The sequence below is a fragment of the Pseudomonas sp. ML2-2023-6 genome (assembly GCF_037055265.1).
GTDB classification, from domain to species: Bacteria; Pseudomonadota; Gammaproteobacteria; order Pseudomonadales; family Pseudomonadaceae; genus Aquipseudomonas; species Aquipseudomonas kulmbachensis.
Window position 1 is genome coordinate 522,588 of sequence record NZ_CP146347.1, and the last position, 23,212, is coordinate 545,799.

Sequence of the window (23,212 nt, forward strand, 5' to 3'; positions counted from 1 at the left end):
TCTACCAGCTTCCCTCTCAACTGGCGCGAATTGCACTATGCAGACTGACCTGTGGAATTACTGTTTGAACCTCTACGCCCGCCCCGGCGTGGAACAGGCGTGCTTGCACTTGCAAGGCCAGGGCCTGGATGTGTGCCTGCTGCTGTGCGCAGCCTGGCTGGAGCAGCGTGCGGTGGCCTGCGACGAGATACGGGTTGCGCAATTAAAGGCCTGTGCCGGGCCCTGGCAGCGCGAGGTGGTGCAACCGTTAAGACAACTGCGCACAAACTGGCGTGAAGCGGCCACACACGATGATGCGCTGGCAGCGTTGCGCGCGCAGATCAAGTCTTTGGAACTGGAGGCGGAGCGGACATTGTTGCGGCGCCTGGAGTCGGTGACTCAGGGCTGGCCGTCAGCTCAATCGCAAGAGGCTTGCGATTGGCTGCAGAGGGTGGCGTGCGATGCCGTCCACCCTGATTGCGACGCGCTGCATCAACTGCGCGCCGCAATCAACCTCGCTTAAGAAGCGCTGGCTGGGGTGGTAGCCGAGTTTGTGACGGCTGCCGGGGTTGGCGCAGGGGCAGCAGCAGGCGTGGCAGCTACGGGGGCCACGGCAGGCTTGGCGGCTGGTTTTGCTGCAGCGGGTCTTTTCACGGCCGGTTTGGCTGCGACTTTTACCGCAGGTTTAGCTGCGACAGGCTTGGCAGCGGGTTTGGCAGCCGCTGTTTTAGCCGCAGGTTTTACCGGGGCTTTAACTGGCGCTTTTACGGGAGCCTTGGCGGGCGCTTTGGCCGCTACCGGCTTAGCTGCTGCGGGCTTGGCGACAGGTTTGGCAGCAGCAGTTTTAGCCGCTGCTGGCTTGGCCGCCGGAGCCTTTGCCGCAACCGGTTTTGCCGTGCGGGCTGCTGCCGGTTTTTGCGCTGGCGCTTTGGCGGCAGGTTTGGCGGCTGCTTTTGCCGGGGCTTTAGCAACTGCTTTGGCTGCAGGTTTTTTCGCCGCTGGAGCAGGCTTGGCATCACGCGTGGATAACGCTTTGCCTACCGCCTCTTTGACACGACCAATGCCCTGGGCCAACTTCAGGCTTTCTTGAGCATCGCGCTTGAGTTGCAGGATATAAGTGCGCGTTTCGGTTTGACGGTCTTTGAGCGAATCGAGCAGTTGCTCAAGCTCTTTAACGCCAGACTTGGCCTTGGCCTGAGCCTTGGATTTGCCAGCGTTGGCTGCGTCTTGCAGTTTGGCGCGAGACTTGTGCAGTTTTTCCTGAGCTTTACCGCGCTGTTTCTCAAGTTTGGCGAGCAGTTTCTCAGCATCAGCCAACGCTTGGGAGCAAGCGTTTTCCAAATGCTCAAGCAGACTGCCTGAGAGTTGTTGGAGCAAGTGCAACGGCGTATTTACGGGCTTCTTATTGGCCGACATGGTTTACCTCCTGGCTGAAGTGAGTGCGGCTCATACTAGACCTCTGCAACTACCGCCGCTAGGGCATGTTGACACTAAGGTTAGCTGCGGGTTGCATGACGTTGAAAAACTTGTGCTGGATCAATCTTTAACGGTCAGTTCGGGTAAATTTTGCGAATGCTTCAACGTCCTCTACAGCCCCGAATAAAATCATCGGCGCCCGCTTGAGCGCAGGCATAATCGCTCGCACATCACGCCGGAGAACCACCATGCCGCGTTACCTGTTTTTGACGTTGTTGTGCCTTGCGCCTTTGGCTCACGCAGCCCCTGCACCACCCCCCGACGCTGCGCACGACCTCGCCTACAGCATGGGCGCCAGCCTGGGTGAGCGCTTGCGCCAGGAAGTGCCTGAACTGCAGATCCAGGCATTGATCGAGGGCCTGCGCACGGCCTATCAAGGTAAGCCGCTGGCCCTCAGTGAGGAGCGCATCGGGCAGATTCTGACGCTGCATCAAGCGCAGAATGATCCTTCACAAAGCCAGGCCGCGGGCAACACCGGGCAGAGCGCCGAAGATGATTTTTTATTCAAAGAAAAACAGCAGCCGAAGGCTCACGAGTTGGCTGACGGGATTATCCTGACCGAGCTCAAACCCGGCACTGGGGCAAAACCCGGCGCGCAGGATTCGGTCTATGTGAGCTATGTGGGCCGCCTGCCCGATGGCACGGTGTTCGACCAAAGCACCCAACCGCAATGGTTCCGCTTGGACAGCGTAATCGCTGGCTGGCGCAGTGCGCTGGTGCAGATGCCTGTCGGCGCCAAATGGCGATTGGCGATTCCTTCAAGTCAGGCTTACGGGGCAGAGGGCGCCGGGGACTTGATCGCGCCCAACACGCCGCTGGTATTTGAAGTCGAGTTGTTCTCGATCAGAAAGTGACTGCCGTACAACGAAAAACGGCGCGCAATTGCGCACCGTTTTTAGCTCGGCTACTGCTTAAGCCTGAGCTGCTTCTTTCTGTTTGTGCGCACTGTGCAGCACTTCGATCAAACAATCTTCAAGCTCAAAGCGCTCGTCCAGCAGAGCACCAAGGATCTTGATCTCCTCTGCAAGCTTGTCGCAGTCAGGGCGATGGGCTTTGCCGTCACAATGATCATTGAAAGCCAGAGCAGCTTCGGTAATCACGTTGATTCTCGGGTAGATGGTCGCAGCCAATGCAATCCCGCGCTCATCATTGAAAGCCTGGGCCTCCTGATTGAGCTGTTCATAAATCTCGAAATGACCTGCCGAGACGTAATCAACCAGGATCTGGCAAAACTCTTTTTGAGGCCCGCGCTTGGGATTATTTTGCTGATCAATCAAAGCAGCATAAGCCTTCACAAGTTTACGGCGCTCATGCAGCCAGCGATCAATCAACTGGTGGACGCCGTTGAAACGTTCCTGAGCACTCTCACATCTTTCGAGCATGATGATCTCTCTTCCCTTGTGGGCCCATGCCACCCGACTTCAGCCGGGCCTATGTGAACCAAAAACCTGCGCGAGTGCACCGGCATTGGGCGGCATAACTCCAGTAATACGTGCGGGCCAGATTATGCCCGCGCGGCAACTGCTTCAAGGTACGCACGAGAGAAAGTTCATACAAGCGTTTAATCCTGGTTGCTACTTCACGTCGCATCCACGCGGGAATTTTTCGGCATAGATTGAGCGAATTATCTGAAAGATGCTCAGTACAAGCAGGCCGATAAAGGCCAGCAGGCTTAACTCGGGAACGCTCAAGTCAAACACGGTCCAGTGAATATGCGCGCAGTCTTCACTGCCTCGATAAAGCATCGAGAAAAATTCACCCGGCGAAAGGTCATGCCAGACACACGCCAGATCCGGCTGACAGGACATCAAGTGTTCAGGCCCCGATATTTGCAGCTGCATCTGCCTCAATGCGATCACAGCGCCGCAAAGTGCCAGTAGCGAAGATGCCGTGGAGTAACACCACATGCCAAAACGCTGCGGGCCCTGTACAGAAGCCATCAGGTTCACGAGACAGAACACCAGCAAGAAAAGGCGCTGCACTTGGCACAACGAGCAGGGCTTGAGCCCCGACCCATATTCAAGGTACAGAGCACAGCCCATCACCAGCGCGCCTACGAGAAAGGCCAAAAAGAAAGTAAAGCGTGAGCTGGCCAAGAACATGGCTTTTCCGTAACAAAAGAGACAGTTGGTTACGGTAGATGAAAGCCATTGGCCCTTTCAAGCTGGCCCTCTGCGGATACGTCTGGAAGCGAGTAGGGAATTGCCAACGGAAGCTGGACGTAACGAGAGCGAATCACGTAGGACAAATCGACTAGCACCGTACTAAATTATTACCACAGGCAGCCTGACACGCGTAAAGACACACGTCAGGCTGCCTGTTTGAACGTTTAAAGACTCGTGGCCGTTGCTGGCAAAGGCAGGGCCAGCAAGCGCTCATCCAGCAAATTCAAACCTTCCTGGAACAACTGATTGCTGCGCGACGTATCACCCAACTGGGCCAACAGGCGCGCCAGTTCCGCGCAGGTTTCAGGGTTGCGCTCTACCTGCAGGCTGTTTTCAAGATAATCCCGCGCCTTGCCCCACAAGCTGTTCTGCAAGCACAGGCGACCCAGGGTCAAAAGCAAGCTGGCGTCCCCAGGGTGCGTTTTGAGCCATCCTTCGGCGGTCTGCAACTGCTTCACCGGATCGCTGCCACGCAGCAGGCCATAGAGCCGCACAAGGTGACTGTCGTAATTACGCTTGAGCGCTCCACGCAAGACTTCTTCGGCTTCGGCTTGCGCGCCCAATTGACGCAACTGCTCGGCGTAGGCCAGAACCAGCGCGGGCTCCTGGCGCTGAGCTGAAGTGAGCTGTTGCCAGGCGCGCTGCAGCGATTGCAAGCCCGCCTCGCCTTCGGTTTCACGCTGAGCCGCAAGGCTCAGATTTTGCCCCCAGGCCCGACGTTCCAGCTCTGCCAGTTCCTTGCTCGGCAAGACTTTGTCCTTGCGCAACTCCGGCAGCAAGCGAATCAGTGCCGCCCAGTCGCCACGCTGCTGGTGCAAGCGCTGCAACTGGCGCAACACCTGCACGTTATGCGGATGGCGCTCGTGCATGGCTTGCAAGGTCACCAGCGCGCCATCGGTATCGGCTCGATCCACCTGCAATTGGGCATGGCTCAGGGCAATCGCCAATTCGGCTTGTGGCTGACGTTCCAGCGCACGTTCGAGCAGGTTGTCGCTTTCTTCGTAGTGCCCTTGTTCGTTGGCCGCACGTGCGGCGCCCAAGTAGTAGAGCAACGGCTGAGGCTCGGCCTCGGCTGCCCGCGCCAGGTGTTTCTGTGCGCTGGACCAGCGCCCCTCGGCAAGGTCCATCTGGCCTTGTTCGATGGCGATTTGTACCCGACGGCTGCGATTGCGCCGCGACCACGGGTTCACCAATCCGGTAGACGCGGTGACCAGCTCCACCAGCAGTTTAATGCCCCAGATCAGCAGCCACAGGACGGCCAGCAAGGCGAGCGTCGCCCATACGCTGGATTCGTAGCGGAAGTTTTTGTAAGCGATCAGCACATAGCCCGCGTCTTCAGCGATTGCCAGGCCGATGCAGGCCGCTGCTGCAATCAACAAGAACACAATCACGTAGAAGCGCTTCATGGAAGTGCCTCCTGCGCAGGGCTGGCAGCCGCTTGGCCCGGTTCGTCAGCACTGACATGCCGTCGCTCCAGATAGGCCTGTACTGCGCTCAGAGCGCCAGCAAGGTCCGGGGTTTTAACCGTGACCGGCTGTTTGCTGAGCGCAATCACTTGCTCGAGGATTTTTTTGCTCTGCGGGTTATCCGCATTGAAGTTGCCCTTGAGGACGTCTTGCGCTTGCGCCAAGGCCTGGGTGTAAACCGACTCCTGGCCATTGAGCGCGGCCCATTGGGCTTGCTCAAGCGCCAGGCTCAGTGCCAGACGAACCTGAGTCAGACTTTGGCCCGCCAACAGTGGACGCACGTTTTTGTCGGCATTGAAATCAATCCGAATGTAGTGCGATATCTCATCCCACCACTGGGACCAGCGACTCGCGCCATCGCCATCTGCGGTCAGGCTCGCCAAGGAATCACCTTGATTCTGATAGGCCGGGGCCAGAGCGTTAAGCTGCACCACCTGGTCCCGCAAGGCCGCCAATTGCAAAAACAGCCCCGTGCGATCCGGCTGTTCGACGCTGCGCAGTGCCGTCAGGCTTTTGGCCAACTGTTCACGTGCGGCGAAAGAACCGGGATCGTTTTGCTCACGCAAAATGGCGTCCGCGCCCTGTACCAGGGCCTGGGCGCTGCTGATGTCCTGCAGTGCCGACAAGCGCAAGGTAGCCAAACGCAACAAGTGCTCGGCCTCGGCCAAGCGCCAGTCCTTGCGGCTCTCGCCCAATACGGTCTCGAGGCGCTGGTTCAGACGCTGCTGATCACCTTGCAACTGCACAACCAATTGGCGCTGGTTATCCAGTTCACCGGCGGAGGGCAATTGATTAAGGCGCGTCAACAATTGCTGCTCGCCCTGTTTGATCGACAGCGTTTGCGCCGCCAGAGCGGGCACGTCGCTTAATTGCTGCTCGGTGCTGGCTTGCAGTTGACGCACCTGCCACACACCCCAGCCGCCGACGGCAACACCGGCAGCGCCCAGCAACAGGGCAACAACGGCCAGGCCATTACCGCGACTCTGCGGCGCAGTGTCAGGTTTTTTAGCCGGCGCTTCTGGCGCGGGCTGCACTTGATCTTTGGACAAGACTGTTTCGCTCACGAATCCATCCTTTGCATTAGAAAGCAGGTGCGGGATGCTCCCGCAGCGCCGCCAGCAAAGCCGTGGCGCTCGCACCACGACAATCCACAACGTTTTGCGCCCCGGCGCTGCGTGCTATCTCAGCAACCCGAGGGCTTGGAACAAACAACAGCAGACATCCAAGCTGCGGCCAGGTATCGCCTGCCAATTGGCGTAAATGTTCAAAACCCTGCCCACTGCTGACCACCAGCGCGTTCAGGCGTTCCACTTTAACGCGCTGGTACAGGGTCGCAGGCGGGTATGACGGCAGTTCACGACGATAGAGTTCAAGATAGTCGACCTGTGCGCCCACGTTGCGCAGCCGGTCCGCCAGCATCTCGCGACCGCCCTCCCCGCGCAGGATCAACACCCTGGGTTGATGACCAGCAACCACGCGTTCAAATTCAGGCATCGCCAACAGGGCTTCGCTGTCATCCCCCCCTTGAGGGTAGCTAACATCGAGGCCATGGTCGGCGAGAATCTGCGCAGTCGCGGCGCCGACGCTAAACCACTTCTGCCGGGGCGCTTGCGCCCAGTACTGGCTGACCAGCTCAAGCCCCAGACGGGCCGCAGGCTTGCTGACCACAATCACCGCGCAATAACGGTCAAGAGCCGCCACCAGCCCTCGCTGGGCATCAGTCAACGCCAACGGCCGGATCGCCAGCAAGGGCAAGCTGCTGCTAAAAATACCGGCAGCCGCCAGCTCATTGGCCAAGGCTACCGACTCTTCGGCAGGCCGGGTCAGCAACAAGCGCCAGCCTGTCACTCGTGACCTGCCTCACCATAAACGGCTTTGAGAATATCCCCGGCACCTTGAGCCAGCAGCGCTTCGGCCACTTGCACACCCAGCTCGGTGGCAGCAGCACGTGGTGCACGGGCGTCGGCAATCAGCAGCACGCCACCACTGGGCTCCCCGACCAGACCGCGCAGCCAGACTTGCTCGCCTTCCAACACGGCATAGCAGGCAATTGGCACTTGGCAGCCACCATTGAGGTGCTTGTTCAACGCACGCTCTGCAGTGACTCGCACCGCGGTGTCTGCATGATGCAATGGCGCCAGCAGGGCATGAATTTCGGTATCTGCGTTGCGGCACTCAATGCCAACGGCACCTTGGCCGCCAGCCGGCAGGCTGTCTTCAATACTGATTGGCGAAGTGATGCGATCCTCAAAGCCGAGGCGGATCAGACCGGCAGCAGCCAGGATAATGGCGTCGTATTCACCCGCGTCGAGCTTGGCCAGACGGGTATTGACGTTGCCGCGCAAAAAGCGGATTTCCAGGTCTGGACGACGAGTCAGCAATTGGGCCTGACGGCGCAGGCTGGACGTGCCAACAATGCTGCCTAGAGGCAAATCGTCGAGGCTGGCGAAGGTGTTGGAGACGAAAGCATCACGCGGGTCTTCGCGCTCACAGATGCAAAACAGACCGAGGCCTTCAGGGAAGTCCATCGGCACGTCCTTCATCGAGTGCACGGCGATGTCGGCTTCGTTTTCGAGCAGGGCGGTTTCCAGCTCCTTGACGAACAGCCCCTTGCCGCCGATTTTCGACAGCGGCGAGTCCAGCAGCTTGTCACCACGGCTGACCATGGGCACCAGCGTCACCACAATACCGGGGTGAGCCTGCTCTAAACGGGCTTTAACGTATTCGGCCTGCCATAGAGCCAGGGCGCTTTTACGGGTAGCGATGCGGATTTCGCGAGAGGACATGGATCAATCCGTACTGAAAAGATACGGCTGATAATAACAGCTCAGCCAAAACAGCTTTGACTTGTATCAGAAAGTCCGCGGCCTCCCTGGCCCAAAAACGGCGCGCCTGCGCCTTTTTCAGCACGAATCACAGTTGCTGCATCATCTTGCGCACACCCGCCACGTGCCGACGACTGACGATCAGCGCATCCCCGTTAAGCCCCCGCAGGAACAGCTGGAAATGCCCCAGCGGCGTACGTTGCAGACGCTCGATCCGATCCCGCGCCACCAGCGCATTGCGGTGAATACGCACAAAGCGTTCACCGAATTCGTCTTCGAGTGCCTTGAGCGGTTCATCGAGCAAGACCTCGCCGCCAGCGTGACGCAAGGTCACGTATTTATGGTCAGCGATAAAGTAGATCACTTGGTCGATGGGGATCAGCTCAATACCTTTTCGGGTTCTGGCACTGATATGGCTGCGCGGCCCGCTGCCGGTTTGCGCGGCAGGTCGGGTGAGCGCGGCCAGTTGGATGCGATTGGGGCGGTGAGCCTCTTTCAAGGCGGCGCTCAGATCCTGAGCAGTAACCGGCTTGAGTACATAGCTGACACCGCTGTCTTGCAGGGCCTCCACGGAAAACTCGTCAGGCGCCACGCAAAACACTACCGAGGGCGGTAGTTCGCGCTCGCATAATTTGGCTGCAACCTGCAACCCGTCGAGGCCCGGCAGGCGGATATCGAGTAAAACGACATCCGGCTTGTGGTTTTCGATCAGGGTTAACGCCTCTTCGCCATTAGTGGCGCCAGGCTCCAGCAACGTATAGCCCCCAAGCGAGCTGAGCAAATGGCTCAAATGCTCGCGGGCCAGGGTTTCGTCATCAACGATCAGGACATTCATATAGCGCTGTATTCCTGCGTGAGTCTCGCACAAGGATAGCGTAGACAGGTGAAGTGACGACTGTCACGGCGATCCACGCTAAGACTAGCGCGAAGGCCAAAAAGTGCCGCAAACCTCACAGCAAAATTCACCTGTATCGGTTGCTCGATTTAATACCGGATACGTCTGGCAATCTACAAAGACCTGCAATGACTGATCCATACGACCAACTGTAGACGGTTGCCAAGACGAAAGTATTCAAACGATACATTTCGTTTCTGAAATTTGTTTATACCGCACTTCACACTAAAAACCTGCCGTGCTGCGTCAACGCCATGAATGGCAACCCTGTTATGATCCGCAGTAACTTTTTGTGTAACTCCCCCTCAGCCGATTACGAGCGAATCCATGAGCACCGACAAGACCAATCAGTCCTGGGGCGGCCGCTTCAGTGAACCCGTCGACGCCTTCGTTGCGCGTTTCACCGCCTCCGTCACTTTCGACCAGCGCCTTTACCGCCACGACATCATGGGCTCCGTGGCTCACGCCACCATGCTGGCCAAGGTCGGCGTGCTGACCGATGCCGAGCGCGACAGCATCATCGAAGGCCTGAAATCCATCCAGAGCGAAATCGAAGCCGGCACGTTTGACTGGCGCATCGATCTGGAAGACGTGCACATGAACATCGAGGCGCGTCTGACCGACCGCATCGGCGTGACCGGCAAAAAGCTGCACACCGGCCGCAGTCGTAACGACCAGGTGGCTACCGATATCCGTCTGTGGCTGCGTGATGAAATCGACCTGATCCTGGCTGAAATTACCCGTCTGCAAAAAGGCCTGCTGGAGCAAGCCGAGCGCGAAGCCGAGACCATCATGCCTGGCTTTACCCACTTGCAGACCGCACAGCCGGTGACATTCGGTCACCATATGCTGGCCTGGTTCGAGATGCTCAGCCGCGATTACGAGCGCCTTGTCGACTGCCGCAAGCGCACCAACCGCATGCCGCTGGGCAGCGCTGCGCTGGCAGGCACCACCTACCCGATCGACCGTGAATTCACGGCTCAACTGCTGGGTTTTGACGCCGTGGGTGGCAACTCGCTGGACAACGTATCCGATCGCGACTTCGCCATCGAATTCTGCGCAGCTGCCAGCATTGCGATGATGCACTTGTCGCGCTTCTCCGAAGAGCTGGTGCTGTGGACCAGTGCGCAATTCCAGTTTATCGATTTGCCTGACCGCTTCTGCACCGGCAGCTCGATCATGCCGCAAAAGAAAAACCCTGACGTACCAGAGCTGGTACGTGGCAAAAGTGGCCGTGTATTCGGTGCACTGATGGGCCTGTTGACCCTGATGAAAGGCCAGCCATTGGCCTACAACAAGGACAACCAGGAAGACAAGGAACCGCTGTTCGACGCAGCCGACACCTTGCGCGATTCGTTGCGCGCATTTGCCGACATGATCCCGGCGATCAAGCCCAAGCACGCGATCATGCGTGAAGCGGCGTTGCGTGGCTTCTCGACCGCCACCGACCTGGCCGACTACCTGGTTCGCCGTGGCCTGCCGTTCCGTGACTGCCACGAAATCGTCGGTCACGCCGTGAAGTACGGCGTAGAAACGGGTAAAGATCTGGCAGAGATGAGCCTCGAAGAACTGCGTCAGTTCAGCGATCAGATCGAAGACGATGTGTTTGCCGTGCTGACCCTTGAAGGCTCGGTCAATGCCCGTGATCACATCGGCGGCACCGCGCCAGCCCAGGTGAAAGCAGCAGTTGTTCGCGGCAAGGCCTTGCTGGCTAACCGCTAGGCCTCAAAGCGGCTCCCCGGCGGGAGCGAGCAGGCTCGCGAAAGTTGTTATCGATACCGCGTTTTGCTGGATAAACGCGATGTTCTTGAGACCTTCGCGAGCAGGCTCGCCCCCACACTCGGGGCGACACCCTATATGCCGGTTATTTCTTGCTGCTGATCCAGGCCATAAACTGCGGCATGGCCGCCTCTTTTTCAGCGGCAATTTTCTGCACGTGCGGGTTTTGCTCCAGTCGCTCCAGCAGCGCCTTGGCGCCCGGCATTTCAGCCAGCAAGTCCAGGCCAAACACCTTGTGCCCCACTGCACACGCCAGGCTGACGCTGTAGACAAAGTAAATATCTGCCACGCTCAACGTCTCGCCCGCCACATAGGGCGCAAATTTGCCATGGCGGCCCAACGAAGCCATGCCCTCCAGCAACTCGGTTCGAGCTTTTTCCTTGATCGCGTCCGGCACTTGCATGCCGAAGAATGCTTCGGCGTAGCACGCACGCGCAGGCAATTCGATGTACAGCTCGATTTCCTTGACCAGCGCCAGCACTTGAGCACGCTCAAACGGATCAACCGGCAGCAGTTTCGGGCCCGGCTGGGTCTGCTCGATATACTCGAGAATCACGCTGGTCTCGTTGATAAAACCCTGATCTACGCCCAGTACCGGGACTTTTCCGCGCGGGCTGATGGCTAACGCTTCAGGGGTTTTACCGGCAAAAAAAGGGACTTCTTCAAAGGGCACGCCCTTTTCCATCAGCGCCAGCTTGACCATGTTGTAGTAATTGCTGACTGCGAATCCATAAAGCTTGAGCATTACAAATGCCTCCAGGCCGTGTTGGGGTTGGCTGCGATGGTTATAGTGCTTTGCCGTCAGAGTGACCAGCAGCATCACCGGACTGAATACAAATACAGTTAGACTGCAGGCCTTTACTTAAGGAGCCTGCCATGAGCGAGCCAGTTGATATCGATAACGAAGAAGAAGAGTTCGCCGAGTCCACGCTGATTCAGGCAATTGAGAACCAGATTGAAAGTGACAACCCGCCTGCCGCTAAAGCCACGTTCAATAAGCTGACGCTGGTCGGCTATGAGCGCGAAGACATCTTGCAGATGATGGCCCACGTGCTGGCCGTAGAGATTGACGCAATCCTCGAAGAGGACCGCGCCTTCAACACCGAGTGGTATGAAACAGCCTTGCGTGCACTGCCAACCTTGCCGCCCGAGAAGAACTGAACCACGGTTCAGGCGCGAATTACGGGGGCTCGCTGCCAGTCCAAGTCCTTGGCAGGCATCGGGCGCCCGAACCAGTAGCCCTGGCCCAGGTTGCAGTTGAGGTCGAGCAGGAACTGCGCCTGCTCGACTTGCTCTATCCCCTCGGCATGCACCTGCAAGCCCATGCTTTGACCTAGCGCGATGACCGCACGCACGATGGCCACATCGTCATTGTCCGCGGGTAACCCGGCCACAAATCCCTGATCAATTTTCAGCTTCTGCACAGGTAGTTGCTTGAGCCGCAGCAGCGATGAAAAGCCGGTTCCAAAATCATCAATGGCCAGACGCAAACCCAGCGCTCGCAGACGGTGCATTTGCTCCAATGCGACTTTCGAGTTGTCCATCACTGCGCTTTCGGTCACTTCAAGCTCCAGCAATGCAGGGGCCAGCCCCGTATCTGCCAGAACTGTTGAAACCAACGTGTACAGCTCAGGCCGAGTAAACAACCGGCTGGAAATGTTCACCGCCACGAACGACAACTCCACGCCAGCCGCTCGCCACTGAACCATCTGCCAACAGGCTTGCTCCAGCACCCAGGCGTCGATTTCAGCAATCAACCCGGTACGCTCGGCGATCGGAATAAATTCATCCGGTGACAACAGCCCCCGCAGAGGATGCTCCCAGCGCACCAACGCCTCGACACCAATCAGGCGGCTGGTCGGCAAGTCGTGCACCGGCTGGTAGTACACACGCAGCTCCTGCTGCTCCAGGGCTCGACGCAAATCACTGGCCACCTCAATCCGGTACTGTGCATGGGCCGTCAGTTCTTCGGTGTACAAGGCGTAGCCTTCACGCCCGGTACTTTTGGCCTTGAACAGCGCCGAGTCAGCATTGCGCAGCAATTGCTCCGCGTTCAATGCATCGCTGGGAAAGACGCTGATACCGACACTGGCACTGATAAACAGCTGATGCTTATCGATCTCGAATGCGCCTTTCATGACTTCCAGAACCTGTTGCGCGAAGGCTGCGGCCTGAGTCACTTGCGGGCAGTTATCGACCAGCACGGCAAACTCATCGCCACCCAGGCGCGCCACCGTGAAGCCCTTGCCAAAGATGCGCTGCAAGCGATCGGCGACCGCTCTGAGCAACTGGTCGCCGATGTTATGACCAAGGCTGTCATTGATGATTTTGAAGTGATCGAGATCAATCATCAGCAACGCACAGCCGGTCTGGTGGCGTTGCGAGGAAGCCAGTACCTGCTCTGTACGGTCCGTGAACAACAAGCGATTTGGCAAGTCAGTCAGGGGGTCGTGGTGAACCAGTCGCGCCAGTTCGGTCTGGGAATTCTTGATCGCGGAAATATCTGAGAAGACCGCGACATAGTGAGTGACCTGACCCTTGTTATCGGTAATCGAACGGACGGTCTGCCACTGCGGATAAATCTCGCCACTTTTGCGCCGGTTCCAGATCTCGCCGTGCCAGTGACCGCTTTCGTCTATCGACTTGAACATCGCTTGGTAGAACGCAGGCCCATGGCGACCCGACTTGAACATGTTAGGACGATGACCCAGCACTTCCTCGGCCGTGTAGCCGGTAATTTCGACCAGAGCACGGTTCACATGCACGATCACACCGCAGCTATTGCTCACCAGCACGCCTTCGCGAGTGCAGTCAAAGACCACAGCCGCCTGGCGCAAGCGCTCTTGATCCTGGCGCTGGCGCTTCAAGCCAGGGCTCATACCCAAAAAACCGCAAAGACGAGCCCGGGCGAAAAAAATCAACACGGCACTGAAAAAAGCAAAAACATAGCCATTTATCAGCTGCCACTGCGCCAACTGCGCTGAATCATCGAAATAGCTGTTCAATAAATGATCAGTTACCTGCAGCCATAAAACCGATAGCAGCCCGTATAAGAAGGCCGTACGCAAGGCATCGCGAGAGGAAACAGACATAAGAAAGTAAAGACACCTACAAAAAAGTGAGAATTATAGTGTAAGAAACATCCAGCCACTCTTATCTGAAAGGCCGACTGGTTTTATCTGGCTGCATGGTGATAATGCATGTTGCAGTTTTTTTCATTTTTCCGAGGGCCAAACAGCCTATGTGGTACAACGGTTTTCTCGACTTGTCAGCCTGGCAACTGGTTGCAGTCACTCTGTTGATGACCCACGTGACCATTATCGGTGTCACGGTTTATCTACACCGCTACTCAGCCCATCGCTCGCTGGAGCTCAACGGTGGCCTGAAACACTTTTTCCGTTTCTGGCTGTGGCTGACCACGGCACAGAACACCCGTGAGTGGACTGCCATCCACCGCAAGCACCACGCCAAATGCGAAACCGTGGATGACCCGCACAGCCCGGTGATCAAAGGGTTATCGACCGTTTTGCGAAAAGGTGCAGAGCTGTATCGCGAAGAAGCTCAAAATCCTGAAACATTGCGTATTTACGGCAAAAATTGCCCCGAAGACTGGATTGAGCGAAATCTTTATTCGCGTTACAAAATGCTGGGCGTGGCGATCATGCTGGTCATCGACCTGCTGTTGTTCGGCGCCATCGGCCTGACCATCTGGGCCATTCAGATGATGTGGATCCCGGTATGGGCTGCTGGCGTGGTCAACGGCCTGGGGCACGCGGTGGGTTATCGCAACTTCGAGTGCCGCGACGCCGCCACCAATCTGGTGCCTTGGGGCATCATCATTGGCGGCGAAGAGCTGCACAACAACCACCACACCTACCCCAACTCGGCCAAGATGTCGGTCAAGAAGTGGGAGTTCGACCTGGGCTGGGCCTGGATCAAGGTCTTCAGCTTTTTGCGCCTGGCCAAGGTCCAGCGTGTTGCACCTATTGCCCACCGGGTAGAAGGCAAAGGCAACCTGGACATGGACACCGCGATGGCGATCCTCAACAACCGCTTCCAGATCATGGCTCAGTACCGCAAGCTGGTGATCGCGCCGCTGGTTCAGCAAGAGCTGGCCAAGGTCGATCACTCAGTGCGTCACCAGTTCCGTCGCGCCAAGCGTCTGCTTTCCCGTGAGACCAGCCTGCTGGAAGAGCGCCATCACCAGCGTATTGAAACAATGCTGGAGCACAGCCACTCGCTCAAGGTGATTTACGAGAAGCGCCTGGCCCTGCAACAGATCTGGGTCAAGACCAGCACCAATGGTCACGACATGCTGGCGGCGATCAAGGAATGGGTACACGAGGCAGAAGCCAGCGGGATTCAGTCGCTGCGCGAGTTTGCCCATCAGCTCAAGACTTACTCGCTACGGCCTGCGGCGGTGTAAAAAACCGCCTCCTCTCAAACGCAAAAAAACCGCCGAGGCGGTTTTTTTGTGTCTCAGGTCACACCCTCAGTGGGCGGGACTTAAGCCAGTTCAGCGAAGCATTCTTCGATGATGGCCAGGCCTTGGTCCAACTGCTCGTTTGGCGAGGTCAACGGAACCAGAACGCGCAGAACGTTGCCGTAAGTGCCGCACGACAGCAGGATCAAGCCTTTATCGCGAGCCTTGGCAACCACTTGGGCTACCGCAGTCGGGTTTGGCTTGTGCGAGTCGCCGCCTTCGAACAGCTCGACCGCAATCATCGCGCCCAACGCACGTACGTCACCGATGACCGGGTACTTGGCCTGAATAGCCTTGAGGCCAGTCACCAGACGCTCGCCGACTTCTTTGCAGCGATCCAGCAAGTGTTCTTCTTCAAACACCTCAAGTACCGCCAGCGCCGCTGCGCAAGCAATCGGGCTACCGGCGTAAGTGCCGCCCAGGCCACCTGGAGCGATAGCGTCCATGTACTCGGCCTTGCCGCACACACCGGCCAGCGGGAAGCCGCCAGCGATGGATTTGGCGAAGGTGGTCAGGTCGGCAGTCACGCCCATCTGTTCCATGGCGAAGAAGGTGCCAGTACGGCCAGCACCGGTTTGCACTTCGTCAGCGATCAGCAGGATGCCGTGCTTGTCGCACAGCTCACGCAGGCGGGCCATGAACGCTTTCGGCGCCACGTAGAAACCGCCTTCGCCCTGAACCGGCTCGATGATGATTGCAGCAATGTCTTTAGGCTCGGCGTCGTTCTTGAAGATGCGCTCGATGCTGGCGATGGAATCATCAACCGTGATGCCATGCAGTTCGCACGGGAACAAAGCGCGGAAGATACCGCCTGGCATCAGGCCCATGCCCGCCGAGTACGGTACGACTTTACCGGTCAGGCCCAGAGTCATCATGGTGCGACCGTGGTAAGCGCCGGTGAAAGCGATCACGCCAGCACGGCCAGTCGCAGCACGGGCGATTTTCACGGCGTTTTCAACAGCTTCGGAACCGGTGGTGACCAGCAGGGTTTTCTTGTCGAAATTGCCCGGCACCTTGGCGTTGATCTTTTCACACAGCTCAACGTAAGGCTCGTAAGCCAGAACCTGGAAACAGGTGTGGGTCAGCTTGGTCAATTGGTCTTGCACGGCGGCAATGATTTTCGGGTGCAGGTGACCGGTGTTCAGTACCGCGATACCGCCCGCGAAGTCGATGAACTCACGACCTTCAACGTCGGTTACGGTAGCGTTCTTCGCCGACTCGGCAAAGATCGGATGGATCTGGCCAACACCGCGCGGGACAGCGGCTTCACGGCGTTTCATCAGAGATGCGTTGGTCTTGTTGCTCATGGTGTTCCTCATTCGCCGCTCATCAAGCGGCGTGGTTCAAGGCTGACGCGCCAGGAAGACATCAATGCCAGCATGCGATGATCGACTGGCATGGCGCTCCCGGCCACAAAAATTAACAGTTTGAAACGCAGGGGAAGCATCGCTCTCGTGCCCCCTCTGCTTGAACCACCCGCCGGGTTAGATGCCCAGGCAGAGATATTTGATTTCCAGGTAATCTTCGATGCCGTACTTGGAGCCTTCACGACCCAGGCCCGAAGCTTTGATACCGCCGAAAGGCGCGACTTCGTTGGAGATCAGGCCGGTGTTGACGCCTACCATGCCGTATTCCAGGGCTTCTGCCACACGGAATACACGGCTCAGGTCGCGGGCATAGAAATACGACGCCAAGCCGAACTCGGTATCGTTGGCCATTGCGATCACTTCAGCTTCGTCTTTGAAGCGGAACAGTGGCGCCAACGGGCCAAAGGTTTCTTCCTTGGCTACGGCTGCGTTTTTTGGCACGTTGATCAGAATGGTCGGCTCAAAGAAGCTGCCTTCAAGGCTATTGCCGCCAGCCAGCAGGGTCGCGCCTTTGCTCAGTGCGTCAGCAATGTGCTCCTTGACCTTGGCCACGGCCTTGTCATCGATCAGGGGGCCGGTGGTGGTGCCTTCGTCCAGACCGTTACCAATCTTGAGTTTAGCCACGGCAACTTTCAATTTTTCGGCGAACGCGTCGTAGACCGAGTCCTGAATGTACAGGCGGTTGGCGCAGACGCAGGTCTGGCCGTTGTTACGGTATTTGGAAATGATCGCGCCTTCGACGGCCTTATCCAGGTCCGCGTCGTCGAACACGATGAAAGGTGCGTTGCCGCCCAGTTCCAGCGACACTTTTTTGATGTCTTTGGCGCATTCGGCCATCAGCTGGCGACCGATTTCGGTCGAACCGGTGAAGGACAGTTTGCGCACGATCGGGTTGCTGGTCAGCTCGCCGCCGATGTCGCCTGCGCTACCGGTCACAACACTCAGCACGCCTTTCGGGATGCCGGCACGGTGCGCCAGCTCAACCAGCGCCAGCGCCGAGAACGGGGTTTGCGAAGCTGGCTTGATCACCATCGTGCAGCCAGCGGCCAGGGCCGGGCCCGCTTTACGGGTGATCATGGCAGCCGGGAAGTTCCACGGAGTAATCGCAGCGGTCACGCCGATCGGTTGCTTGATCACGATCAGGCGCTTGTCTGGCTGATGGCCCGGGATCACGTCGCCGTAAATGCGCTTGGCTTCTTCAGCGAACCACTCGATGAACGAGGCCGCGTAAACGATTTCACCCTTGGCTTCGGCCAATGGTTTACCTTGTTCCAGGGTCATCAGGCGGCCGAGGTCGTCCTGGTTTTCGATCAGCAGCTCAAACCAGCGACGCAGCTTGGTTGCACGCTCTTTGGCGGTCAGGGCACGCCAGGCTGGCAACGCTTTGTCAGCGGCTTCAATGGCGCGACGGGTTTCAACCGCACCCATTTTTGGCACTGTACCGATGATTTCACCGGTAGCAGGGTTGTTGACCTTGATTGTCTGGCCACCGTCCGCATCAACCCAAGCACCATCGATATAGGCTTGTTGGCGGAACAACTGTGCGTCTTTGAGCTGCATGTGGGCTTTCCTTAACAGCACCGCGCAGGCGCGGAGCGAATTATTAAAGTAGAAAGGCGCCGTAGAAGGCTGCCGTCAGGAAGTCATTCACTGCCAAAGTATCTAAATGACGCACAAACAGTAGGCCGTGCGGTTCAGCACTCAGACAAGAGCGTTTGAAATCTCAAACGAATCCTAGGGTCAAAGGGGGTAAAGGACAATAGCCTGTTCGAAAAAAAGAACAAGCGGTACTGTTTTACCACTTTCTCACCCGGCCCCCATTAATAGCCCATAACGCACCAAGAAACACCTGACGAATCAGCAGCATGGACGGGCGACACACAGATGAGTATTATGGCGCCCGCGTCGCACCAGTAGCTCAGCTGGATAGAGTACTGCCCTCCGAAGGCAGTGGTCGTGGGTTCGAATCCCGCCTGGTGCACCATATAGCAGTCTAGGCCTGTCTCAGACAGTCTACGAAAAACCTCAAGAAGCCCGCCCTGTGCGGGCTTTCTTGTTTCTGGCTATCCCTCCCTGTCTACCCCTATAACTTCACGCCGTGTATGCCCACGTGTATGCTTTGAGATTCATTGAACTGGAGGCATACACGCAGTGAAGCGAACTGAAATCAAACGCCGCCCACTGGCCGACACTACTCTTGCTGGTTTGGAGGCAGAGAGCGCGGCGTACCGGGAGCAAGACGGCAACGGCTTGTATTTTCGGGTCAAGGCAAATGGGCAGAAGTCGTGGGAGTTGCGCTACAAAAAACCAGACGGGAAATGGTCGTGGCTGGGCTTAGGCGGTTACCCCGAAATCAGTGGCTCGCTAGCCAGACAGAAGGCGGCGCAACTGCGGGATGACGCATCGACTGGTAAAAATCCTTTAGTCAGTAAGCAGGCTCGCAAGATTGCAGACCGGGTGGCTGCCAACAACACTTTCGAAGCGTTAGGGCGCGAATGGTTTGAGGCTCGGCGCTCAAGCTGGGAAGCCGGCACGTCCCGTCGAGTTCTTGGTGCCTTGGAGCTTCACGTGTTTCCCGTTTTCGGCAAACGCATCTACACAGAAATACTGCCCCTTGAATGGATGGAGTTTCTGCGCGGCATGGAGCAGAAAGGGATCATTGAGCAAATGGGAAGAGTTCGGGCCTTCTGCAAAGAGATCTACGACTTGGCACGTGTGACGGGCCGAGCGATCCACAACCCACTTGAAGGCCTCAATAAATTTCTACAGACACGCAGTGCTGAAAATTATGCACACGTATCAATAGAAGAGTTGCCTGCATTACTTCGTGCTATCAACTCTTACCCTCACGCGAAGGATGTCCGTCTAGGTCTCCGTTTGCTCGCCTTATTAGCAGCACGCCCGAGTGAGATTCGAGAGGCACGTTGGTCGGAGATCGACCTCAACAAAAAGCTATGGACGATTCCAGCCGAGAGAATGAAGCGTCGTCGCGAGCATGTTGTGCCTCTATCTCGCCAGGCCATTGAATCGATATCGGAGCTGCGCACACTGACAGGCTCATACCCCCTTCTCTTCCCTGGGAGAAAAGATCGAACCATCCCCCGTAGCAATACCGTCTTTCTGATGGCCCTGCGCAGGCTGGGATATGCGGGCCGGCAAACTGGCCATGGTTTCCGTCACATTGCTAGCACGATCCTTAATGAACAGGGATTTGACGAAAACCACATTGAGGCTCAGCTCTCTCATGTAAAAGAGGGAATAGCAGGTGTGTACAACAAGGCGGTGTACCTGCCTCAGCGCAAAGTCATGATGCAGTGGTATGCAGACCACCTTGATGAATTGGAGCGCGGCAACATTGTCCAGGGTCAATTTGGCAAGGCGGTATGACTGTGCAATCCCAGCACCCATGAAAAATTGGTGTTACGGGTGTTACGGGTGTTACAGCACCGACCAACCCATTGAATTTATTGGGTAATTAACGCGTAACACGCTGCACAGGCTATCAATCCACCCGGTGTTACGCGGCAAAGAGGTGTAACGCCTTAAATCCTCCTCACCTTCCTGCCGGCTGCTCCGTTACGTGTAATCCGACGGAATTCGCGTCGCTGCTCCTGATTACGGATCAGGGGCCTGGGGACTACCGTTCGTCTGATTTGTACACGATCGCCATCTCTGACTTTCATTTTTAAACTGTATGAAAAACCAGTAGGACATGGTTGGACGTCTACAGTGAAAATCAAAACTGTGCTGCGAACTTGCGCGACTTACCCCCAAAAAAGCATCGCAGAAGGCTAACGCCCCAGAAAATCGAACTTCCAATAAATGCAAAAGCGTTTATATAGCTTGGGCCTGTAAGAACTACTACAGGAAACGCGCTATGACGCTCCTCAACGCTTCAGTTACATCTGATACCACGATCACATCTGAACTGCTGACCACCGATCAAGTTGCCACTGCACTTGGCTTGTCCAGCCGAACGCTTGCCTCTTGGCGCAGCTCTCGCACCAACTCTCTTCCTTACCTAAAGACCGGATCTCGAGTGCGTTACCGCCCTCAAGATGTCGCCACCTGGCTCGAAAGTCGTGTGTGCTCCGCTACCACCAACTTAGCGCGAGGACATGCGTAATGGTTGAAACCAAGCAGAAATGCACCGTTACGGCGCTTGCACTTTCAGTAACTAATACCGATTCGATTCGAGAATTTGTGCCGCCTACGACCTCGCCTATGAGAGTTAGCGATTCAGAGTTAGGACGCTTCGATCCCGCCGCCACACTCATCCGCATCCACCTGGTGATGGCTATCACAGGTATCGGTCGCGCTACCGTTTACAAACTCATGAGTCAGCCCGAAAGCGGTTTCCCGCAGTCCGTAAAGCTCACCGACAGCAATGCCCGTGGCGCTCCAGTCGCCTGGGTTTTGTCTGAGGTTTTGAGTTGGACCCGAGCGCGTATCGCCGCTCGCAACGAGGCAGCAGCATGAGAAGGCACATTGCTCATAGGGCGGTATTGAAGCCGTTTTCAGTCCTTCGCGAGATCGGTCTATCGGCCTCGTACATGCAACGACTCGAGCGCTACCGAACCAAACACGAACGCCTTAATCGCGTCGTGGGAGTGTTGAAGTGGCCTGATGGAACCTGGTGTGCCCTAGCGATGCATACCGAGAAATTCAGCGCTGTAATTGTCGACGAAGGCCAGCAAGTAGCAGCCTACGAAGATGCTCGCTCAATGATTGATGGTGACTTCCTGCCCCTGCTTTCTCTGCACTGGGAAGTTCACACCTGAAATGGAAACGCCCCCGGGGGCGATCCGGAGGCGTTGAGGTAAATCTACATGCCCGCACAATTTATGACGCATCGAAAAAATGCGCAAGGTTTCCGCACGGTTGCACTTTCGAAAATGGGACGTTACTCTCTGGCTGTCGCTGCAAATTCAGTGACCGACCTTGGCGGGTCGAAAGATTTCAGGCGCAACAGCGCCATATACTCAATTGCAGGCGCTTTTTTTGTGCCCGCGATTATGCGTTATGGCGAGTTGCGCAGGAGCACCTTCGGGTGCGCCGGGTTCCTGAATCACCGGTCCGCCAATCTTGCGCAATTCGCCACCCATTCCTGCTTGGCGGCAGGTTGTGGTGGCTCCTCTGATTCGGGAGCTACATCAAATGATCACTATCGATCCGTCCAAAAATCGCGCCGCTGCCCATCGTGCAATGGCTCTCGCCGCTTTACACGCCAACTCCAGCCTCGCTACACGTCTCACCCGATACAACGCCCATATGGCCAAAGCCCGCGCGCTCGAAACCGCAGGCGGTGCCCAATGAACTACGCCCTGAGCTGTTCCCTGCCCGAAGACCTGCTCGACGTCAGCAACGATGTCGAGGCCGGCATTCCGATTGACGCCATCACCTGCGCCATTAACCGCGCCGACTCAGTGCTGACCCTGCTCGAGGACCACTTCGAAAGCGACAGCGACAGACCTCGTCTGGCCAATCACGTATTGGCCGCCGTCATATGGGACGTGCGTGGAACACTGGGCCTGATCAAAACCCTGACCCTGCATGGCGATGCGACTTCTCTTCCTCGGGCTAAAACCGGAGGTGCGCAATGAGCTTTCAAGCAAGCGTCACCACCCAAGGCGCAACCACTTTCGCGCAATGCGGGCAACCCAATCAGACCCTATTTCGGCTCAGTGCCGGCGTACCGCTCTCCGACGCGCTTGAATACGCCTCCGACCTGCTGAGCTGCGCGAACTACATGACGCTCCTGGCCACCCACGGCGACAACATCGAGCAGTGCGCGATGGCCGCTCACTACCTCAGTGAGATGGGCAAGGCGGTGATCGATGATGTGACCACTGCCCTCCTACGAGTGGAGGCTGGCCATGACCAATAAAGCGAAACGCCCCAGCTTCGCCGACGTGAAAGCGGCCGCTCTGAAAGAGATCTCCCGGGTACTTACTCATTGGCTGCCCAACGGCAAACGCATAGACGGCGGCAAGGAATACACCGCAGCCAATCCAACCCGCGCCGACAAGCGCGCCGGCTCCCTCAAGGTCAACTTGAGCAAAGGCACCTGGGCGGATTTTGCCACCGGAGACAAAGGCGGCGACCTGATCGATCTGGTGCGCTACCTCGACGGCGGTAGCCGAGTACATCTCAGGCATGGAAAACTGGAAGGCCGATAAGGAAGAGCTTCTTGCCAAACGCGAGAGCCTTAGCGTCCGATTGGAGCAGATCGGCAAGAAAGCTGTCGAGGATATGAGCAAAGCACGACAAGCCGAAACAGAGGCAGCATCAGCCTATGCCAGGGCTGTAGCGTGGGGTGATGAAGAAGGCGAAAATAATGCGAGTAATGATGCGCAGAAAGCCGCCAAAAACCTCGTAGCAGCCACTGAACATAACCGGCGGCAACAACTGATTATCACCGCGCTTGAGGAGGAACTGGTGACGGTGGACAAACACGTTATTGAAGCAGAAGAGGAGTACAGAAAACTCGAAAGCTCCGCCTTGTACGTGGCGCATTACGCCCTGGAGGAAAAGTGGAATGCTGCCGCACGGCAATTACTGGATGTGGGGGCTAAACTGTATGCGGCCGGAAGTTTCATCGGGCGTGATGGAATAGCGTTCTTGAAACTCAGCATCCCCGAACTAGGTGAAGATTATGGCCACTGGCAGTTACGCGATATATCTCAGCGGGCAAATTACGACATTATGGAGATTCTGGCTCGATAGCCGGAAAAGCTAAGCTGAACACCCCGAAAAAGCCGACATAAGTCGGTTTTT

General features: G+C 57.1%; 26 protein-coding genes, 1 tRNA gene and 2 pseudogenes. 15 read left to right on the plus strand and 14 right to left on the minus strand.

From position 1 onward, the window contains the following. The first annotated feature begins 37 nt into the window (after positions 1 to 37). The gene (locus tag V6L79_RS02300; RefSeq protein ID WP_321835092.1) at positions 38 to 502 is read left to right on the plus strand and encodes a TIGR02444 family protein; all 465 of its coding nucleotides are present in this window, start codon (positions 38 to 40) and stop codon (positions 500 to 502) included. Here the strand turns inward: V6L79_RS02300 and V6L79_RS02305 are convergent. Next, entirely contained in the window at positions 499 to 1,395 is an 897-nt protein-coding gene (locus V6L79_RS02305; RefSeq protein WP_261740234.1) for an AlgP family protein, read from the minus strand. The two genes, V6L79_RS02300 and V6L79_RS02305, sit on opposite strands and share 4 nt — an antisense overlap. Before the next feature lie 248 nt (positions 1,396 to 1,643). Here V6L79_RS02305 and V6L79_RS02310 point away from each other — a divergent pair, with 248 nt between their 5' ends. Beyond that, positions 1,644 to 2,309 carry an FKBP-type peptidyl-prolyl cis-trans isomerase gene (locus V6L79_RS02310; RefSeq protein ID WP_321835094.1) on the plus strand — a complete coding sequence of 222 codons (666 nt, stop codon included), beginning with the start codon at positions 1,644 to 1,646 and terminating at the stop codon, positions 2,307 to 2,309. Between the two features lie 57 nt (positions 2,310 to 2,366). On the opposite strand, the gene rsd is transcribed toward V6L79_RS02310, so the two are convergent. From rsd to V6L79_RS02350, 8 genes and pseudogenes are all read right to left on the minus strand, one after another. Further along, positions 2,367 to 2,837, minus strand: coding sequence for a sigma D regulator (gene rsd / locus V6L79_RS02315; RefSeq protein ID WP_261742519.1), 471 nt, complete (start codon positions 2,835 to 2,837; stop codon positions 2,367 to 2,369). 192 nt (positions 2,838 to 3,029) lie between these two features. Next, positions 3,030 to 3,557 (minus strand): disulfide bond formation protein B, encoded by a 528-nt coding sequence (locus V6L79_RS02320; protein ID WP_261740236.1) that lies wholly within the window; start codon positions 3,555 to 3,557, stop codon positions 3,030 to 3,032. Positions 3,558 to 3,784: 227 nt separating this feature from the next. Next, positions 3,785 to 5,026, minus strand: a complete 1,242-nt coding sequence (locus tag V6L79_RS02325; RefSeq protein WP_261740237.1) for a heme biosynthesis protein HemY — start codon at positions 5,024 to 5,026, stop codon at positions 3,785 to 3,787. Further along, a complete protein-coding gene (locus V6L79_RS02330) occupies positions 5,023 to 6,150 on the minus strand; it encodes a uroporphyrinogen-III C-methyltransferase (RefSeq protein ID WP_261740238.1) in 1,128 nt (375 codons plus the stop codon). Before V6L79_RS02330 ends, V6L79_RS02325 begins: the two co-directional genes overlap by 4 nt. A 16-nt stretch (positions 6,151 to 6,166) precedes the next feature. Beyond that, positions 6,167 to 6,934 (minus strand): uroporphyrinogen-III synthase, encoded by a 768-nt coding sequence (locus tag V6L79_RS02335; protein ID WP_338579758.1) that lies wholly within the window; start codon positions 6,932 to 6,934, stop codon positions 6,167 to 6,169. Further along, on the minus strand, positions 6,931 to 7,872 hold the full coding sequence (gene hemC / locus V6L79_RS02340) for a hydroxymethylbilane synthase (protein ID WP_338579759.1): 942 nt from the start codon (positions 7,870 to 7,872) through the stop codon (positions 6,931 to 6,933). Before hemC ends, V6L79_RS02335 begins: the two co-directional genes overlap by 4 nt. 127 nt (positions 7,873 to 7,999) lie before the next feature. Further along, complete coding sequence (locus V6L79_RS02345) at positions 8,000 to 8,746, minus strand: LytTR family DNA-binding domain-containing protein (protein ID WP_261740241.1); 747 nt, start codon at positions 8,744 to 8,746, stop codon at positions 8,000 to 8,002. Continuing rightward, a pseudogene (locus V6L79_RS02350) lies at positions 8,743 to 8,862 on the minus strand (sensor histidine kinase); the annotation flags it as partial. The gene V6L79_RS02345 and the pseudogene V6L79_RS02350, both read right to left, overlap by 4 nt. Positions 8,863 to 9,133: 271 nt before the next feature. Here V6L79_RS02350 and argH point away from each other — a divergent pair. Then, positions 9,134 to 10,528: an argininosuccinate lyase gene (gene argH, locus V6L79_RS02355; protein ID WP_261740242.1), complete on the plus strand. Its 1,395-nt coding sequence runs from the start codon at positions 9,134 to 9,136 to the stop codon at positions 10,526 to 10,528. Between the two features lie 142 nt (positions 10,529 to 10,670). Here the strand turns inward: argH and V6L79_RS02360 are convergent, their stop codons facing one another. Next, on the minus strand, positions 10,671 to 11,330 hold the full coding sequence (locus tag V6L79_RS02360) for a glutathione S-transferase (protein ID WP_338579760.1): 660 nt from the start codon (positions 11,328 to 11,330) through the stop codon (positions 10,671 to 10,673). 131 nt (positions 11,331 to 11,461) lie between these two features. Here V6L79_RS02360 and V6L79_RS02365 point away from each other — a divergent pair, with 131 nt between their 5' ends. After that, positions 11,462 to 11,746, plus strand: a complete 285-nt coding sequence (locus V6L79_RS02365) for a hypothetical protein (protein ID WP_019824424.1) — start codon at positions 11,462 to 11,464, stop codon at positions 11,744 to 11,746. Between the two features lie 8 nt (positions 11,747 to 11,754). Here the strand turns inward: V6L79_RS02365 and dibA are convergent, their stop codons facing one another. Then, entirely contained in the window at positions 11,755 to 13,677 is a 1,923-nt protein-coding gene (gene dibA, locus V6L79_RS02370; RefSeq protein ID WP_338579761.1) for a phosphodiesterase DibA, read from the minus strand. Positions 13,678 to 13,826: 149 nt separating this feature from the next. Here dibA and desA point away from each other — a divergent pair, with 149 nt between their 5' ends. Continuing rightward, the gene (desA, locus tag V6L79_RS02375) at positions 13,827 to 15,011 is read left to right on the plus strand and encodes a delta-9 fatty acid desaturase DesA (protein ID WP_338579762.1); all 1,185 of its coding nucleotides are present in this window, start codon (positions 13,827 to 13,829) and stop codon (positions 15,009 to 15,011) included. An 80-nt stretch (positions 15,012 to 15,091) separates the two neighbouring features. On the opposite strand, the gene gabT is transcribed toward desA, so the two are convergent. The 3 genes from gabT to gabD are packed head-to-tail and all read right to left on the minus strand — an operon-like array spanning position 15,092 to position 17,995. Continuing rightward, positions 15,092 to 16,375 (minus strand): 4-aminobutyrate--2-oxoglutarate transaminase, encoded by a 1,284-nt coding sequence (gene gabT, locus V6L79_RS02380; RefSeq protein ID WP_261740246.1) that lies wholly within the window; start codon positions 16,373 to 16,375, stop codon positions 15,092 to 15,094. 8 nt (positions 16,376 to 16,383) lie between these two features. Beyond that, positions 16,384 to 16,515, minus strand: coding sequence for a hypothetical protein (locus tag V6L79_RS02385; RefSeq protein ID WP_261740247.1), 132 nt, complete (start codon positions 16,513 to 16,515; stop codon positions 16,384 to 16,386). 37 nt (positions 16,516 to 16,552) lie between these two features. Continuing rightward, entirely contained in the window at positions 16,553 to 17,995 is a 1,443-nt protein-coding gene (gene gabD / locus V6L79_RS02390) for an NADP-dependent succinate-semialdehyde dehydrogenase (RefSeq protein ID WP_261740248.1), read from the minus strand. A gap of 347 nt (positions 17,996 to 18,342) precedes the next feature. Here gabD and V6L79_RS02395 point away from each other — a divergent pair. The 10 genes and pseudogenes from V6L79_RS02395 (at position 18,343) to V6L79_RS02440 (ending at position 23,161) form a co-directional block, all read left to right on the plus strand. Continuing rightward, a tRNA-Arg gene (locus tag V6L79_RS02395) sits at positions 18,343 to 18,419 on the plus strand. Positions 18,420 to 18,586: 167 nt separating this feature from the next. Next, positions 18,587 to 19,822 carry a tyrosine-type recombinase/integrase gene (locus V6L79_RS02400; RefSeq protein WP_338579763.1) on the plus strand — a complete coding sequence of 412 codons (1,236 nt, stop codon included), beginning with the start codon at positions 18,587 to 18,589 and terminating at the stop codon, positions 19,820 to 19,822. A gap of 490 nt (positions 19,823 to 20,312) precedes the next feature. Next, the gene (locus tag V6L79_RS02405; protein WP_338579764.1) at positions 20,313 to 20,561 is read left to right on the plus strand and encodes a helix-turn-helix domain-containing protein; all 249 of its coding nucleotides are present in this window, start codon (positions 20,313 to 20,315) and stop codon (positions 20,559 to 20,561) included. A 98-nt stretch (positions 20,562 to 20,659) separates the two neighbouring features. Then, a complete protein-coding gene (locus tag V6L79_RS02410; protein ID WP_092281582.1) occupies positions 20,660 to 20,914 on the plus strand; it encodes an AlpA family transcriptional regulator in 255 nt (84 codons plus the stop codon). Continuing rightward, the gene (locus V6L79_RS02415) at positions 20,911 to 21,216 is read left to right on the plus strand and encodes a hypothetical protein (protein WP_338579765.1); all 306 of its coding nucleotides are present in this window, start codon (positions 20,911 to 20,913) and stop codon (positions 21,214 to 21,216) included. Before V6L79_RS02410 ends, V6L79_RS02415 begins: the two co-directional genes overlap by 4 nt. Positions 21,217 to 21,592: 376 nt before the next feature. Next, complete coding sequence (locus tag V6L79_RS02420; RefSeq protein ID WP_338579766.1) at positions 21,593 to 21,751, plus strand: hypothetical protein; 159 nt, start codon at positions 21,593 to 21,595, stop codon at positions 21,749 to 21,751. Then, a complete protein-coding gene (locus tag V6L79_RS02425; RefSeq protein WP_338579767.1) occupies positions 21,748 to 22,038 on the plus strand; it encodes a hypothetical protein in 291 nt (96 codons plus the stop codon). Before V6L79_RS02420 ends, V6L79_RS02425 begins: the two co-directional genes overlap by 4 nt. Further along, the gene (locus V6L79_RS02430; RefSeq protein WP_338579768.1) at positions 22,035 to 22,322 is read left to right on the plus strand and encodes a DUF3077 domain-containing protein; all 288 of its coding nucleotides are present in this window, start codon (positions 22,035 to 22,037) and stop codon (positions 22,320 to 22,322) included. The genes V6L79_RS02425 and V6L79_RS02430 overlap by 4 nt, the downstream gene beginning before the upstream one ends. After that, positions 22,312 to 22,581 (plus strand): annotated as a pseudogene (locus V6L79_RS02435) (hypothetical protein); the annotation flags it as partial. The gene V6L79_RS02430 and the pseudogene V6L79_RS02435, both read left to right, overlap by 11 nt. Before the next feature lie 10 nt (positions 22,582 to 22,591). Further along, a complete protein-coding gene (locus V6L79_RS02440) occupies positions 22,592 to 23,161 on the plus strand; it encodes a chromosome segregation protein SMC (RefSeq protein ID WP_338579769.1) in 570 nt (189 codons plus the stop codon). Positions 23,162 to 23,212: the final 51 nt, after the last annotated feature.